This is a genomic window from Caballeronia novacaledonica (genome assembly GCF_900258035.1).
Taxonomy (GTDB): Bacteria; Pseudomonadota; Gammaproteobacteria; order Burkholderiales; family Burkholderiaceae; genus Caballeronia; species Caballeronia novacaledonica.
In genome coordinates, this window is sequence record NZ_OGTP01000008.1 from 207,293 (window position 1) to 223,330 (window position 16,038).

A 16,038-nucleotide genomic window follows, 5' to 3' on the forward strand; every position below is an offset into this window, starting at 1 on the left:
CGAAGTATCATGAGCGCTGATCACATCACAGGGACACGACCATGAGCTATGACCCGCAGAACATTTTCGCGAAGATTTTGCGAGGCGACGCGCCGTGCATCAAGGTATGCGAGAGCGAGCACACGCTTGCGTTCATGGACGTCATGCCGCAATCCGAGGGACATGTGCTCGTGGTTCCGAAGGAAGCAGCCGCCAATATCCACGACGTCTCCGATGAAGCACTGGCCGCCTGCATGCGTACCGTCAAGCGCGTGGCGGCCGCGGTGCGCGAAGCATTGAAGCCGGAGGGAATGCTGATCGCGCAGTTCAACGGCGCGGCGGCGGGGCAGACGGTCGAGCACATTCACGTTCATATCATCCCGCGCTGGAGCGACGTGCCGCTCAAGGCGCACGGACGCGAGCGCGCCGACGATGCCCGACTCGAAGCGCTGGCTCAGCGCATACGCGCGGCGTTGCAGGCCGAGTGACCGAGCGGATCGGCGTTTGCGCCCGCCTCAAAGCCTGAAGTTCCCCTTGATGGTGGCGATGAGCACGTCGATCGCTTCGCTTCCGCGACCGGTGCCGTCCCGCATGAGGACCACTTCGTGATCGCCGATGCGCGGGAGCGCGTCCAGCACGCGCATGTCTTCGCTGACGCGTGCGCGATCCAGAAGCGTAACCGCAAGCCCCGACTCGACACACGTCTTGATGACCTGGCTCGAAGCGCTATCGAGAACCACACGCCATTTGCGTCCGGCACGCTCGAGCGCGTTCGTCATCGCCACGCGATAGGGGCAAGGCTCCCCGTACAGCGCCAACGGCAGCGGACGGTCCTCGGCCAGTACGAACGCCGAACTTCCGACCCAGACCGGTGTGGTCATCGTCAGGACATCCGCCGGTCTGCTCGCTTTGGCGGGCTGAACCAGTAACGCCAGATCGAGCTTGCCTCGCGTCACCCAATCCCGCAGCTTGAGGCTCGGCGCGGTCTTCACTTCCAGCACCACATTGGGCCAGTTGGCCGAAAAGCCCGGAAGAATATCCCGGACGACATGCGTCGCATACTCGTCCGGCACGCCCAGCACGACTCGTCCCGCCAGCGTGTTTCCCTGAATGTCCTGCAGCACGCGGTCATGCGCGCTCAACAACTCGCTCGTACCTGCGAGCAGACGTTTTCCGAGCGCGGTGAGCGTGACGGACTGATTGTCCCGGTCGAGCAGCCTGCCGCCGGCGATGGCTTCGAGTCGCTGGATATGTATGCTCACCGCCGCCGGGCTTCTGTGAACATGTTCGGCCGCCGAGCGGAATTTGCCGAGCCGCGCCACCGCGTGGAAGGTGCGCAGGAGTTCGATATCGAGGACCGGTTCCATGGTGGTTCAGCCAGATTGAACGACCTCATCAGTATATTTTGATTTTCGAATCATCGCGCGAAGGCTAGGCTGGACGCATGACTAAAGCTTCGCGACCTTGCCTCGCCTCGTCCCCGGCTGTCGTCGACGCGACGCGTCTGCCCTTGCCTGCACTGGAAGCATTGATGGTCGTCGCGTGGAGTTCGGGATTCGTCGGCATGCGATTTTCCACGGACTACGCACCGGTCTTTCTCGTGGTGCTGTGGCGCTGCGCGGCGCTTTCCGTCTGCCTGCTCCCTCTCGTGGCGCGCGAGATAGTTCACACACCACGGACCGTATTGCTGCGACAGGCTGCAATCGGCTTGTTCGCCCTGGCTGGCTATATTGCGGGCGTTGCCAAGGGAATCGAACTCGGTGTATCGGCCGGGCTTTGCGCGTTGATTGCGAATCTTCTGCCGATTGGCACGGTCGCGATTTCATCCATTTTTCTCAGGGAGCGGATTCCGCGCCGGACGTGGGCCGGCATGGCGCTCGGACTCGCCGGCGTGCTCATGGTCAGTCGCGACGCGCTGACGCTCGGCTCCGCTCCTGTCTGGGCGTACGCGTTGCCGGTGGCGGGCATGATGTCGCTGGCGGTGGCCACGGTCTGGCAACAGCGGGCGGCCTCGCGTATCGGCTCGCTGAGCCTCTTGTCCACGCTTTGGGTCCACTGCGTCGTGTCGTGTGCCGTGTTCGCCGGTCTGCAAATGTCGCAAGGAAGCGTCATGCCGATCGCGACCGCAGGATTCGCAGCCAGCGTCGGCTGGACGGCGGTCATTTCGACGATCGGCGGTTACGGCCTGTACTGGGTATGCCTGCGGCGTTCCTCGCCCGCACGGGTGTCGAGCGTCCTGTTCCTGAGTCCGTCCGTCACGTTCGTGTGGGCATGGGCGCTGTTCGGAGAGCCGCTTTCCTGGCCGATGCTCGCCGGAACGATCGTCTCCGGCCTGGGAATCGTCGTGATGACGACGTCAATCCGCCGACGGCTCGCACTCGCTGACAAAGGCTGATTTCGCGGCCGGACGCTCGAGTGTGACAAGGCGTTGCAGCGTGATCAGTCCGAGCACCGCGAGCCCGCATCCCAAAGTGAAATCGGCACGCACGCCGGCATGATCGACGATCGAACCGCCGATCGCCGAACCCACGGCGATCGCGACCTGAATGATGCTGACGAACATCGCCGATCCCGCTTCGGGCAAGTCCGCCGTGCCACGCTGAATCCATACGCTGAAGCACAATGGCAGCGCGCCGAACGCGACGCCCCAGAGCAGCATCCCCGCTGCTTCGCCGATGATCGAATGGTCGAGCAGCAGCATCGACGAAATGGCGACGAGCAGAAGCAAGATCATCGCGGCGACGGACTTTTTCAGATGATTCGCCACCGCCATCGACATCAGCGCATTCGAAAAGAACCCGACCAGACCGAAGCCGAATAGCAGCAGCGTGATCGCGCGGATCGAAAAGTCCTGCTCCAGAAGCGGCGCGATGTACGTGTAGGTCGAGAAATGCGCGCCGAAAACGAGCGCCACCATCAACAAACTCCACCGCGTTTGCGGACGGCGAAGCAATGTCTTGAAATCGCCGACCCGCAGCGCCGACGCCGACGGCAGCGAAGGCACGAGAAACGCCTGAGCGACGAGAGCGAGCGCCACCAGTCCGGCAGTGGCCGCAAACGACGCTCGCCAGGACGCGAACGACGCGATGAACGTTCCGAGCGGCACGCCGATGACCGTCGCGAAGGTGACGCCCGTCAGAATGGTCGCCGTGGCCTTCGCGGCGTCCCTCGGTTCGACGAGCCGGGGTGCAGCGGCCGTCGCCAACGTCCAGAATCCGCCCAACGCGGCGCCCAACAACGCGCGCCCGGCGAGCAGAACCGGAAAACTCGTCGCGATTGCGCACAAGACGTTGGAAACCAGAAGCACCGCCGTCAGCAACAGAAAGACGAAGCGGCGGTCCATACGTCCGGCACCGGCGATCAGCGCGGGCGCGAATATCGCGGCCATGACGCCGGGCGTCGTCACCATCAAGCCGGCAATGCCGGGTTTGACGCCGAGATCGTGAGCAATCTGGCTCAGAAGCCCGACCGGCAGGAACTCGGCCGTGACGAAGGCGAACGCGCTCACGGCGACGGCGACTACGGCAAGCCATTGGCGCATCGATGTGGTGCTTCCATGCAATGACGCTGGAGTTGCGGGTGTATCGATTTGCATGACGAGGAACCATGGATAAGGCCAATAACTTTAAGCGGCCTCCTGCGCGGGAAAAAGTATCGCGGCTTGAACAGACAAGCCGACGCCGGCGAACAATCCGTCGCGGTCGGCGCTGCCAAGGAGTAATCTTTCGATGCTGAACCCACATCCATCAACGGAGACAGCAGAATGGGCATCGCTTCAGAACCCGCTTCCGGCGCCGCCGGAGATACGCCCGAGTCGCTACGAAAGCTCGCCGCTTGTCTGGAAGTCGCACTGGAAAAGGGCAAGTGCGTGGTCATGATGCGCCGCGGACCGGATCTGTTCGCGGTATGCATCGGTGACCCGGCGGACGAGGACGCCAAATTGACCGCGCACGGCACGATCCCGGCGGCGATGGCGGAAGAACTGCTCGATTCGGCGACCCACGTGGGATTGAACCGGATATCGGTTGGCGATCAGACCTACCGGTTTTTTCGCAGCTTCACATACGTTGCCGAAGCCGGCGCGGTGGTGTTTGCGCCGACTTAGGTCGGCAATCGGCATTTTATTGAGTACGCTGATCGCGTCGAAGCCTTGGACCGGACGCCGCGGTGATCGTCGACTGGACGCCGAAGACAAGCGGAACGGGTTTGGGACTTTATATCGGCAAACGGATCGTCGAGGCGCGCGGCGGTACGCGCTTTACCGAGCGGCGCGCAGTTGAATCGACTTGGCATTCTCGCTGACGTCGAGATTCCACTCGCCGTGCTCGTACCAGTCTTCGCCGAGCAGTTCCGCCGGATGCTGCGTCCGGCTCGAACCGTTGCCGCAACGCAAGGCGTCCGTCGCGCAATAGTGATCGCAGCCCCAGCAATTGCGCTCGGGATGTTTCGGATTCAGCGGGAAGCGCTTCGACATGGTGATGACTTTCCTTCGATAACGGCCCGCAAGCCAGTGACATCAAGCGTGAAGCCGAACGCGCTCGCCGCCGATAGGAATGCGACGATCGTCCACGGCTTCCGGCGAAACACTCCGTTTCGTTCTCAGCACGCCGCCGGTGCGGCTTTCGTCGCGCCCGTCAACAGCAGTTCGATCAGATCGCGCACGCTGCGAATCGCAGCGCCGAAGGGCAGCTTCTCGCGTCCGCGGAAAAACAGGCCGTTGCCGACATCGCCACGCAGCGCGGCGGCAAGACGCGTGTCGATGCAGAAGTGGCCGAACTTCTCGATGCCGTCGCGCAACCCGCACGCGCTCAGGCATTCGAGCGCCGACGGGCACGTCTGCTTGCGCGCGCCGATCTTCGTACGGATGCGTTCTTCGTTGCGCAGATAGCGCATGAGCCACGGCGTCTTCACGGCACGCGCGGGCAGGCCGGTCACGCTCACGAATTCGACGATATCGTCCGGCGTTGCCTCGGCGAGCACGCGTTTGAACTCCGGATGCGCGTCGCCCTCTTCGGTGACGGCGAACGGCGTACCGATCTGCACGCCGTTCGCGCCCGCCGCGAGCCACTTGCGCACGGCTTCATGACTGTTGATGCCGCCCGCGACGATCACCGGCACATCTTCACGCTTCAGCCCAAGCGATGCAAACGACGCGTCGAGTTCCCGGAGCACGCGCTCGAAGCCGAAGCGCTCGTCGTGCATGTCCGCCACGTCGCTGACGCCGAGATGCCCGCCCGCGTGCGCCGGATGCTCGATCACGATGGCGTCGGGCAAGCGGCCTTTCTTCATCCATTTCTTGAGAACGAGGGTGACGCCGCGGCTGTCCGAAAGGATCGGGACCAGCGCGATATCGCAGCCTTGCGTGAGATCGGGCAAGTCGAGCGGAAGGCCCGCGCCCATCACGATTGCGTCGGCGCCCTCTTCGCACGCGACGCGCACGTAGTCCGCGTGCGCGCTCACGGCCTTCATCACGTTGACGGCGATCATGCCGCGCCCTTCCGACAGCGCGCGCGCCGCCTTGATCTCGCGCGCGAGCGCGATCAGGTTCGCGCGTTCGAGCGTAGGACGTGATTGGTCTTCGCGGCACATCGCGAGCAGATCTTCGTGATGATGACGCAAGTCGATGCTCGCGATCGTGCCGAGCGCGCCCTCGCGCGCGACGCTGCCCGCCAGCCGATGCGCGGAAATGCCGACGCCCATGCCGCCCTGCACGATCGGCAACAGATTGCGGCCGCGAATCGTGAGCGGCGCGAAAGGATGAGCGTGAGAGGTCATGGGCAACTCAGTTTGAAAAGAATTCATGTCGTACAGCTTGATGTGATGCGAGCTTCGACCTCTCCGCGAGGAATGTTGCGCTCGCGCGTGGTGTGCGGATCGGAGATCGAGCGGAATCGCGTTCGGAAGAAGTCGCCTGGCGTGCTTTGCGCGCTCGCGCATGATGTAAAGCCGACACGCGTCTCGCCAGGGACGCTGTCTCTTTCGGATCGTAGCCCTGACGATCGTCCGCGACAAGCGGGCTAAAGTCGCGATCATTGATGTTTGTCACGTCCACGCGCTGCGCGTGGCTGCGGCGATGTGCCACTAGTCAAGCTCGACGCGCTCGCGCTTCACGTCTTCTGCGAAGCCAGCGCGATACAACTCGACGCATCGATCGAAAAATGAATGGTCTCCCCGACCGGCGTCTTGTGCGACGGATGCACGCGCGCCAGCACGATCTGCTCGCCGATTTTGATCTGAAAGTCGAGCGTTTCCCCGAGAAAGACCTTCGCCGCGACCGTGCCGGTGTACACGTTGCGCGCGCTCACGCCGTCGAGCGATTCGTGGACCATCACGTTTTCCGGGCGCACCGAAATCAGCACCTCATCGCCGGGACGGCACGACACCGCGTTCGCGACTGCAATCGGACCGATGGCCGATTCGATCAGCACATTGCCGTCATCGTCCGCGCAATCGCGCACGCGGCCATCGATGAAATTGGTCGTACCGACGAAATCCGCGACGAACTGGCAGTTCGGCAGATCGTAGATTGCGCGCGGCGCGGCCTTCTGCACGATCTGGCCGTCTTTCATCACCGCGATTTCATGCGACAACGCGAGCGCTTCTTCCTGGTCGTGCGTCACGTAGATGGTCGTGATGCGCAGCTCGCGCTGCATGCGCTTCAGCTCGAAACGCATCTTGTCGCGCAGTTTCGCATCGAGGTTCGAGAGCGGCTCGTCGAGCAGGAGCAGCTTCGGTTCCATCACGAGCGCGCGTGCGAGCGCCAGGCGCTGCTGCTGGCCGCCCGACATGCGCGTCGCCTCGCGATCCGCGACGTGATCGAGGCCGACCGCCGTCAGCACGCGCATCACCTTCTCTTCGATCTCGCGCTTCGTGTACTTCTTTTCGCCCACTTCGAGCGGAAAGCTCGCGTTGCGGAACACCGTCATGTGCGGCCAGATCGCGTACGACTGAAACACCATGCCGAACTTGCGGCGATTCGGCGGCACGAAGGTTTCGTCGCGCGCGGAGAAGACGGTCACGCCGTTCACCGAGATCGAACCGCCGACAGGACGCTCCAGCCCGGCGATGGAGCGCAGCGTCGTCGTCTTGCCGCAGCCGCTCGGGCCGAGCAGCGTGAAGAGCTTGCCTTCGGGCACTTCGAACGACACGTCGCGGGCCGCGCGCACGCGCACGTTGTTGCCGTCGACATATTCGGTGTTCAGGCCTTGTACGTTCAGCACTTTCGTCTCCGATGTAGTTCTCTTCAGCCGTGATTCGCCTTCACGCCGAACTTCCCGCCGATCCATTGAAGCAGCATGACGAGCGCGAGCAACGCGAGCACGAGCATCACCGACAGCGCCGAGAGTTCGACGTATTGCCCGTTCTGCCACAGCTCCCAGATCACGATGGACACCGTCTCCGAACCCGGGCTATAGAGCAGGATCGAGCTCGACAATTCGCGGATCGACACGATCATCACGTAAATCCAGCCCGCCAGCAGACCCGGCTTCAGGAGCGGCAGCACGATGCGGAAGAACGTCGCGTTCCAGCTCGCGCAGCTCATCGCGGCGGACTCTTCGAGTTCCTTGTGAATCTGCACCATCGACGTCGTCGTGTAGCGCATGCCGTACGGCATGAAACGCGTGATGTAGGCGATCAGGAGAATCCACAGCGTGCCGTAGATGCCGATATCGACTTTCAGCGAAACGATCATGAACGACAGGCCGAGCACGAGCCCCGGAAACACGAGCGGCAGCGACGCGAGATTGTCGAGGAACCAGCGTCCCGGCAGCTTCGTCTTGATGACGATCCAGCAGATCACCGCCGACAGCAACATGACGGCGGTCGCGCAGCCGAACGAAAGCAGGAGGCTGTTGATGACCGCGTGACGCAGCGTCGAGAGATGCAGGATGTAGCGGTAGGCGTCGAACGAAAGATGATGCAGCGCGGCGAGCGACGGCGTGCGGTAATACTTCTGCAACGACGACCACAGCAGCACCGCGAACGGCAGCGCGACGATCAGCAGAAAGTAGACGCCGAACACGCCGGCAGTCAGATAACGCCATTTGCCGATTTCGACGACGCGCGGACGAAAGCCCTTGCCGCTCATCGTCGAATATTTTCCGCCGCCCGACGACACGCGCGATTGCAGATACAGTCCGACGGAGGTGATCACGAGCAGCAGCATCGAATACGACGAAGCAAGACCGATCTGACTCGGATACTGCTCGATCGCCTCGTAGATCGACGACGTGAACACCTGCAGCTTCACCGGCAAGCCGATCAGCGCGGGCACTTCGAACGATTCGAGCGCGCGCACGAAGAGAATCAGCAGCGTCGAGACGATGGCCGGAAACACGAGACGCAGCGTGATGCGCCACATGGTGCGCGCGATGCCCGCGCCGCTCATCAGCGACGATTCCTCCAGCGATGGATCCATGCCGCGAAAGGCGGCGGACATGAGCAGGAAGGCCATCGTCGAATAGTGCAGGCCGTCGACCCAGATCATGCCGCTCATGCTGTAAATGTTGAAGATCGGCTTCGTCACGCCGAAGAGCGAACCGAGCGCCACGTTCAGCACGCCGATTTTCGGGCTCGCGAGGAAAATCCACGCAATCGTGAAGAGAATGCTCGGGACGATCAGCGGGACGATCGTGATCGCGTAGAAGAATTTGCGGAAAGGCGTATTCGTGCGCTCGATGATCCACGCGAGCACGGTGCCGATGGAAAACGACACGCACGCCGCGCCGAACGCGAACTTGAGCGAGTTGAAGAGCGTGCGCAGCGTTTCGGGGCTGCCGTATGCAAGCTTGTAATTGCCGAAGGTGAAGACAGCGGGGTTATCGGCGACTTGCGGCGTGAAGAAGCTCTGCCAGAACAGAAACACGAGCGGGATCAGCGCCAGCGCGCCCGTGATCGCCACCGCGCCGCCGATCACGAGCCACTTCGTGTCGAGCCGCGTGGAACGCGATATGGCTGCTTTCATTCCATCGAATGTCAGTTCCAAGCGCAGCCCCTCCTCGAAGTGATCGACTGAGTGTCATCGGATGAAGCGAATCATAAACTTAGGTATCTAAGCAAATAAACCTGCGGAAAATACTGAGGCGGGGCTGGCACGGTAGGCGTTCTGCGCCGCGGAATGTTAAGGCGCACGAGGCGGCAACGCCGCGAGCGTGACCATGTCTGCATGAAATCGGCACCCGCGCGTGGTTCCAGCCACGTTTTATGACACCCGCGACCTCATCCGTTCGTTGTAGACTCGCCTGCTCTTCCGGATCACTCCGGAAGGAAATATCACGCGCGACACGCTGTCGCATCAGCTTGATCTGAAACAATTTTCCAAACATTCGCGCCATCGCGAAAAATCGCGCGTGGCATGATCCTGACGCGGCGCAAAGCCGTGCAGTGGCGTTCTTCCCGGGACGCTTCGATCATAGAAACCAGCGAATGCAATGAATGAAAATACCCAACGTTTAGCAGTGCCATTGTTATCGGGGTTGATAGCCAGTGTCGGTCTTTCGGGATGCAAGCTGGAGGTTTTGGACTCGAAAGGCGTGATTGGCGCGGCGGAATCCTCGCTGATCGCCACCGCGACTTACACCATGCTTCTGGTCGTGGTTCCGGTGATTCTGCTCACCCTGTTCATCGCATGGCGCTATCGGGCGTCCAATAAAAACGCCACCTACGCGCCGAAGTGGGCGCACTCCACGGCCATCGAAGTCGTGGTCTGGGCGATCCCCGCGATCATCATCCTGTACCTCGGCATCCTCACGTGGAAAACCACGCACGAGCTCGATCCGTACAAACCGCTCGAATCGAACGTCAAGCCGATCAACGTCGAAGTCGTGGCGCTCGACTGGAAGTGGCTGTTCATCTATCCGGATCTGGGCGTGGCGTCGGTGAACCAGCTCGCGTTTCCGGTGGGCACGCCGGTGAACTTCCGCATCACATCGGATTCGGTGATGAACTCGTTCTTCATCCCGCAACTCGGCGGCCAGATCTACGCGATGGCCGGCATGCAGACGAAGCTGCATCTCCTCGCCGATCACGCGGGCGACTACGCGGGCATTTCGGCGAACTACAGCGGCAAGGGCTTCTCCGACATGAAGTTCCGCGCCCTGGCGATGTCCAACGCCGATTTCGACACGTGGCTGAAGCAAGTCAAGACCGCGCCGGAAGCATTGAGCATGGACGTCTACGCCGGCGTCGCGCGCCCGAGCGAGAAGGTCGCCGTGCGCTACTTCTCGACGGTCGATCCGAAGCTCTTCAGCAACATCGTCGCGAAGTACAACTACGGCAACTCGGTCGTAGGCGCAAATTGTGTAACAAAGGGGTAAGCCATGTTCGGCAAATTAACGCTTGAGGCGATCCCGTACCACGAGCCAATCATCATGGGGGCGACCGTCTTCATGGCGATCCTCGCGCTCGGTACGGTCGCCCTTATCACCAAACTCGGCAAATGGGGCTGGCTCTGGCGCGAGTATCTGACTTCGGTCGATCACAAACGCATCGGCGTCATGTATCTCGTCGTCGCCGGGCTGATGCTCGTGCGCGGCTTCGCCGACGCCGTCATGATGCGCGTGCAGCAGGCCATCGCGTTCGACTCGCCGGGCTATCTGCCGGCGCATCACTTCGACCAGATTTTCACGGCCCACGGCACCATCATGATCTTCTTCATGGCCATGGCGCTGCTGGTCGCGTTCTTCAACCTCGTCGTGCCCCTGCAGATCGGCGCGCGTGACGTGGCCTTCCCGTTCATCAACTCGCTCTCGTTCTGGATGACGGCCGTGGCCGCCATTCTGATCAACCTGTCGCTTTTCATCGGCGAGTTCTCGACGACGGGCTGGCTCGCGTATCCGCCGCTGTCCGAGACGCAGTTCAGTCCGGGCGTCGGGGTCGACTACTACATCTGGGCGTTGCAGTTGTCCGGCGTCGGCACGCTGCTGACCGGGGTGAACTTCTTCGTCACGATCGTCAAGATGCGCGCGCCCGGCATGACGTGGATGAAGCTGCCCGTCTTCACGTGGACGGCGTTCTGCTCGAACGTGCTGATCATGGCGACGTTCCCGATCCTGACCGTGGCGCTCGCGCTGCTGGCGCTGGACCGTTACATGGGCATGCACTTCTTCTCGAACGACGGCGGCGGCAACCCGATGGTCTACCTGAACCTGATCTGGGCCTGGGGTCACCCCGAGGTCTACATCCTGGTTCTGCCCGCGTTCGGCATTTACTCGGAAGTGGTCGCAACGTTCTCGAAGAAGCCGCTGTTCGGCTACAAGACCATGGTCTGGGCGACGTGCTGCATCATGGTGCTGTCGTTCCTCGTGTGGCTGCACCACTTCTTCACGATGGGCTCGGGCGCGAACGTCAATGCCTTCTTCGGCATTATGACGATGATCATTTCCATCCCGACGGGCGTGAAGATCTTCAACTGGCTCTTCACGATGTATCGCGGCCGCGTGCAGTTCACGACGCCGGTGCTGTGGACCGTCGGCTTCATCATCACCTTCACGCTCGGCGGCATGACCGGCGTGATGCTGGCGATTCCCGGCGCGGACTTCGTGCTGCACAACTCGCTGTTCCTGATCGCGCACTTCCATAACGCGATCATCGGCGGCGTGGTGTTCGGCTACTTCGCGGGCGTGCAGTACTGGTGGCCGAAGGTGTTCGGCTTCAAGCTCGACGAAAAGCTCGGCCGCAACGCGTTCATCTGCTGGTTCGTGGGCTTCTTCGTCGCGTTCGTGCCGATCTACATTCTCGGCTTCATGGGCATGACGCGCCGCCTGAACCACTACGACAACCCGGCATGGCAGCCGTACCTGATCGTCGCCGCCGCCGGCGTGGGCATCATCGCGCTGGGCGTCGTGTTCCAGGTTGCGCAGATCGTCGTGAGTATCGTCCGCCGCAATCAGCCTGCTTATCGCGACGTCAACGGCGATCCGTGGAACGGCCGCACGCTCGAGTGGACCATGAGCTCGCCGCCGCCCGTCTACAACTTCGCGAATATTCCGGCTGTGCACGCACTCGACGATTTCGCCGATGCCAAGGAACACGGCCGCACCGATACGCGTCCGTTCCGCGACATCCACATGCCGTCGAACACGAGCGCAGGTCTCCTGATCGGCCTGTTCGCCCTCGCCTTCGGCTTTGCCGCGATCTGGCACATCTGGTGGCTGGCGGTCGCGGGTCTCGTCGGCGTCGTCGCGACGGTGATCGGCTATAGCTTCCGTGAGAACGCCGGCTTCATCATCCCGGCTGCGACCGTGAAGTCGACCGAAGAGCGCAATCGTCCGCCGAAGTCGCCTGTGAAGGCCGGCGAGAAGCGCGAACTCGAACTGGAGGCAATGTAATGTCGCAATCGACACTTTCCGCGCAGCACGCGCACGACCATGAGCACGAGCACCAGCCGCATTCGGTGTTCGGCTTCTGGGCCTACCTGATGACCGACTGCGTGCTGTTCGCGTCACTCTTCGCGGCCTTCGCGATGTACGCGATGCAAACGGCAGGCGGCCCGACGGGCAAGGATCTGTTCAACCTGACGGACGTCGCGTACGAAACGGCGCTGCTTCTCACGAGCAGCCTGAGCTTCGGTCTCGCGATGATCGCGGCCATGCGCAGAAAATCCGGCGCGGCGCTTGCGTGGCTCTTCGTCACGTTCGTGCTGGGCGCGGGCTTCCTGTGGCTGGAAGTACAGGAGTTCACGCATCTGATCGCCGAAGGCGCGGGCCCGCAGCGCAGCGCGTTCTGGTCGTCGTTCTTCACGCTGGTCGGCACGCACGGTCTGCACGTCACCATCGGTCTGATCTGGCTGGTCGTGCTGGCGGTGCAGATCGCGAGCAATCCGGAAATGAACGAGCGCCAGGTGCGTCGTCTCGCCTGCCTGAGCCTCTTCTGGCACTTCCTCGACATCGTCTGGATTTGCGTGTTTTCCTGCGTCTATCTCGGGAGCGTCGTCTGATGGCACATGCTCATACCAACTCGAGCGATCTGCCGCACGTCACCGTGCGCGGATATCTCATCGGCTTCGTGCTGGCCGTGGTGCTGACCGTGGGGTCGTTCTGGGCGGCAACGTCGGGCGCGTTCAAGGGTGAAAGCGCACTCGTCGCGCTCGCGGTGCTCGCCGCGGTGCAGGTCATCGTGCATGTGGTGTTCTTCCTGCACGTGAACTCGTCGAAGGGACAGCGCTGGCATGCATTGTCGTTCGCTTACACCATTCTCATGTCGCTGGTCATCATCGTCGGCACGGTCTGGGTGATGCATAACGTCCACATGCTGATGATGGCGCGCTAAGCCGCTTCAATTCATCGAGCGGATCGAAAGGCGGGCCCGTTTGGGTCCGCCTTTTTTCGTTCGTGCACGAATTCGGCATTCAGCGAATCTTGACAATTCTCCGAACGAGGCAGAGTATTTGTCCATAATTTGAATTATATATCCACAATATGGACACGGAGATGCGATGAGCGCGCCAAAGCCCGCAGCGGACGCCATGACGCCGTATCAACTTCCCTTCCCGAAGGAAGCGCAAAAGGAAATCGTCGTTCCCTCGGCCATTCCCGCCGACGAACGCGAATGGGTTCCGCAAGCCGAGAACGTCTGGTTCCGTCCGTTGTGCCTGAACGTATCGGCCGGATACTGGATGAACCTCCTGCGCGTGCGCAAGTCCGGCGTGCTGTCGCGCCACCGCCATCCGCAGGCCGTTCACGGCATGGTGCTGAAAGGCCGCTGGCGGTATCTCGAACACGACTGGGAAGCGACCGAAGGCAGCTATGTCTTCGAGCCGCCCGGCGAAACGCACACGCTCTACGTGCCGGAAGACGTCGAAGAGATGATCACCTACTTCCAGGTGAACGGCGTGATGTTCTACTGCGACCCGTACGGCAATTACACCGGCTACGAGGACGTGTTCACCAAGGTCGACATGTGCCGCAGGCATTACGAGTCGGTCGGTCTCGGCGCGGAGTTCGTCGATCAGTTCATTCGCTAGCATCAACCCCAACCCAACCTCTACAGACTCAAAAGAGCATCCGGAGGAGACACCATGCTGGAAAAATCACCGCGCCTGAAACGCGTTCAGATCGTCGCGATCAGCTTTCTGATGCTCGCGGGCATCGTGAACTATCTCGATCGCAGCACGCTCTCGATCGCCAATCACTCCGTCACGCAGGAACTCGGCCTCTCCGCATCGCAGATGGGCCTGCTGCTCTCCGCGTTCTCGTTCTCCTATGCGTTCTCGCAGTTGCCCATCGGCGTGATGCTCGACCGCTTCGGCGCGCGCGTCATGCTCGGCCTCGGCATGTTCGTGTGGTCCGTCGCGCAGTTGTTCGGCGGGCTCGTGACGAACCTGCATCAGTTCCTCGCGGCGCGTATCGCGCTCGGCATCGGCGAGGCGCCGCAGTTTCCGGCGGGCGCGAAGGTCGTGTCGGAATGGTTCGCGCAACGCGAGCGCGGCAAGCCGACGGGCATCTTCGTCACGTCATCGACGATCGGACCCGCGCTCGCGCCGCCGATCCTCACCGTGCTCCTGCTGTCCTTCGGCTGGCGCAACATGTTCATCATCATGGGCGTGCTCGGCATCGCGGTGTCGATCGGCTGGTACATCGTCTATCGCAATCGTAAGGATATGAAGCTCGAATCGCACGAGCTCGCGCATCTGACCGAAGGCGAGCCGGCGCAGCGCGCGGAACGCAACATGACTTTCGCGGAATGGCGCGGCCTCTTCGGGAAGGCGACCACATGGGGCATGATCTTCGGCTTCATGGGCGTGATCTACATGGTGTGGCTGTATCTGACGTGGCTGCCCGCGTATCTCGAACATGAGCGCCATTTGACGATCGCGAAGACCGGCTGGGTCGTGACGATTCCGTATCTCGCGGGCACGCTCGGCATGCTGTCGTCGGGCTTCATCGCCGACGGTCTGATGGCGCGCGGCGTCGCGCCGATCCGCAGCCGCAAGTGGCCGATTTGCTCGGGTCTCATCGGCGGCGCGCTCTTCACGGTGCCGGCCGCATTCACGCCGAACCTCACGCTCGCGATCGTCTATCTCTCGGCCGCGATGTTCTTCGTCAACATGGCGAGCGGCGCGGCCTGGGCGCTCGTTTCCGTCGCGGCGCCGCGCCACATGGTCGCGTCGCTCGGCAGTATTCAAAACTTCGGCGGCTATTTCGGCGGCTCGTTTGCGCCGTTCATCACCGGTCTCGTCGTCGACAAGACGCACTCGTTCGTGAACGCGTTTCTGATCAGCGCGGGCGTCGCGTTCGCCGCCGCGCTCGTCTACATGTTCGTCGTGCGCTCGCCGATCGAGGAAGCCCAGCAGCAGGCCGAGCCCGTTCCCGTCGTTTGACTTTCACCGATATGACTTTTCAGGCTGATCTCTTCAAAGGCAAGACCGTCGTCGTGACCGGCGGCACGCAGGGCATCGGCGCGGGCATCGCGCAGCAGTTCGCCGCGCTCGGCGCGCGCGTGATCGCTGCGGGTCTCGCGCCGACCGATGCCCAGCGCGGCGCGTTGGGCAACGGCATCGAACTCGCCGCGCTCGATGTCGCCGATGCCGCCAGCACCGCCGCGCTCTTCGCGACGCTCGACGCGCTCGACGTGCTCGTCAATTGCGCCGGCATGATCCGTCGCGGCGACGAGCACGATATCGACACGTTCGAGCGCGTGATCGCCGTGAACCTCAACGGCACGATGCGCATGTGCGCGGCCGCGCGCCCCTTGCTCGCGAAGGGCAAAGGTTCGATCGTCAACACGGCGTCGATGCTGACGTTCTTCGGCGGCGGTCTCGTGCCCGCGTACAGCGCGAGCAAGGGCGGCGTCGCGCAGTTGACGAAGTCGCTCGCGATCGCCTACGCCGCCGACGGCATCCGCGTGAACGCCGTCGCGCCCGGCTGGATCGCGACGCCGCTCACGCAAGCGCTGCAAGACGACGACGGCCGCTCGCAAGCGATCCTCGAGCGCACGCCGATGAAGCGCTGGGGCCTGCCGGAAGACGTCGCGCGGGTGACGGCGTTTCTCGCGTCGCCGGCGGCGTCGTTCATGACCGGCGCGATCGTGCCCGTCGATGGCGGCTATCTCGTGGCATGA

At 62.5% G+C, this 16,038-nt stretch carries 16 protein-coding genes; 10 read left to right on the forward strand and 6 right to left on the reverse strand.

What is annotated here, in order from left to right; translation table 11 throughout:
• Window positions 1–41: 41 nt before the first annotated feature.
• Window positions 42–467 carry an HIT family protein gene (locus NOV72_RS14505; protein ID WP_106855284.1) on the forward strand — a complete coding sequence of 142 codons (426 nt, stop codon included), beginning with the start codon at window positions 42–44 and terminating at the stop codon, window positions 465–467.
• 27 nt (window positions 468–494) lie between these two features.
• Here the strand turns inward: NOV72_RS14505 and NOV72_RS14510 are convergent, their stop codons facing one another.
• Complete coding sequence (locus NOV72_RS14510; protein ID WP_106855285.1) at window positions 495–1,346, reverse strand: LysR substrate-binding domain-containing protein; 852 nt, start codon at window positions 1,344–1,346, stop codon at window positions 495–497.
• Window positions 1,347–1,510: 164 nt separating this feature from the next.
• On the opposite strand from NOV72_RS14510, the gene NOV72_RS14515 reads away from it, so the two are divergent.
• Window positions 1,511–2,374, forward strand: a complete 864-nt coding sequence (locus NOV72_RS14515) for a DMT family transporter (RefSeq protein WP_245933047.1) — start codon at window positions 1,511–1,513, stop codon at window positions 2,372–2,374.
• Here NOV72_RS14515 and NOV72_RS14520 read toward each other — a convergent pair.
• Window positions 2,336–3,574, reverse strand: coding sequence for an MFS transporter (locus NOV72_RS14520; protein WP_106855286.1), 1,239 nt, complete (start codon window positions 3,572–3,574; stop codon window positions 2,336–2,338). The genes NOV72_RS14515 and NOV72_RS14520 overlap by 39 nt on opposite strands.
• 168 nt (window positions 3,575–3,742) lie before the next feature.
• On the opposite strand from NOV72_RS14520, the gene NOV72_RS14525 reads away from it, so the two are divergent.
• Entirely contained in the window at window positions 3,743–4,084 is a 342-nt protein-coding gene (locus tag NOV72_RS14525) for a hypothetical protein (protein ID WP_106855287.1), read from the forward strand.
• Window positions 4,085–4,237: 153 nt separating this feature from the next.
• Here NOV72_RS14525 and NOV72_RS14530 read toward each other — a convergent pair whose 3' ends face one another.
• From NOV72_RS14530 to NOV72_RS14545, 4 genes are all read right to left on the reverse strand, one after another.
• Window positions 4,238–4,453 carry a DUF3079 domain-containing protein gene (locus tag NOV72_RS14530; protein ID WP_106855288.1) on the reverse strand — a complete coding sequence of 72 codons (216 nt, stop codon included), beginning with the start codon at window positions 4,451–4,453 and terminating at the stop codon, window positions 4,238–4,240.
• A gap of 125 nt (window positions 4,454–4,578) precedes the next feature.
• Window positions 4,579–5,754, reverse strand: coding sequence for an NAD(P)H-dependent flavin oxidoreductase (locus NOV72_RS14535; RefSeq protein ID WP_106855289.1), 1,176 nt, complete (start codon window positions 5,752–5,754; stop codon window positions 4,579–4,581).
• 332 nt (window positions 5,755–6,086) lie between these two features.
• Window positions 6,087–7,199: an ABC transporter ATP-binding protein gene (locus tag NOV72_RS14540; protein ID WP_106855290.1), complete on the reverse strand. Its 1,113-nt coding sequence runs from the start codon at window positions 7,197–7,199 to the stop codon at window positions 6,087–6,089.
• Between the two features lie 23 nt (window positions 7,200–7,222).
• Window positions 7,223–8,965 carry an ABC transporter permease gene (locus tag NOV72_RS14545; RefSeq protein ID WP_106855291.1) on the reverse strand — a complete coding sequence of 581 codons (1,743 nt, stop codon included), beginning with the start codon at window positions 8,963–8,965 and terminating at the stop codon, window positions 7,223–7,225.
• 445 nt (window positions 8,966–9,410) lie between these two features.
• Here NOV72_RS14545 and cyoA point away from each other — a divergent pair, with 445 nt between their 5' ends.
• From cyoA to NOV72_RS14580, 7 genes are all read left to right on the forward strand, one after another.
• Window positions 9,411–10,295, forward strand: a complete 885-nt coding sequence (gene cyoA, locus NOV72_RS14550; protein WP_106855292.1) for a ubiquinol oxidase subunit II — start codon at window positions 9,411–9,413, stop codon at window positions 10,293–10,295.
• A gap of 3 nt (window positions 10,296–10,298) precedes the next feature.
• Window positions 10,299–12,308 (forward strand): cytochrome o ubiquinol oxidase subunit I, encoded by a 2,010-nt coding sequence (cyoB, locus tag NOV72_RS14555; RefSeq protein ID WP_106855293.1) that lies wholly within the window; start codon window positions 10,299–10,301, stop codon window positions 12,306–12,308.
• A complete protein-coding gene (gene cyoC, locus NOV72_RS14560) occupies window positions 12,308–12,916 on the forward strand; it encodes a cytochrome o ubiquinol oxidase subunit III (RefSeq protein WP_106855294.1) in 609 nt (202 codons plus the stop codon). The genes cyoB and cyoC overlap by 1 nt, the downstream gene beginning before the upstream one ends.
• Complete coding sequence (gene cyoD, locus NOV72_RS14565; RefSeq protein ID WP_106855295.1) at window positions 12,916–13,248, forward strand: cytochrome o ubiquinol oxidase subunit IV; 333 nt, start codon at window positions 12,916–12,918, stop codon at window positions 13,246–13,248. The genes cyoC and cyoD overlap by 1 nt, the downstream gene beginning before the upstream one ends.
• Window positions 13,249–13,414: 166 nt before the next feature.
• The gene (locus tag NOV72_RS14570; protein ID WP_106855296.1) at window positions 13,415–13,942 is read left to right on the forward strand and encodes a 2,4'-dihydroxyacetophenone dioxygenase family protein; all 528 of its coding nucleotides are present in this window, start codon (window positions 13,415–13,417) and stop codon (window positions 13,940–13,942) included.
• A gap of 54 nt (window positions 13,943–13,996) precedes the next feature.
• On the forward strand, window positions 13,997–15,298 hold the full coding sequence (locus tag NOV72_RS14575; RefSeq protein WP_106855297.1) for an MFS transporter: 1,302 nt from the start codon (window positions 13,997–13,999) through the stop codon (window positions 15,296–15,298).
• Between the two features lie 11 nt (window positions 15,299–15,309).
• A complete protein-coding gene (locus NOV72_RS14580) occupies window positions 15,310–16,038 on the forward strand; it encodes an SDR family NAD(P)-dependent oxidoreductase (protein ID WP_106855298.1) in 729 nt (242 codons plus the stop codon).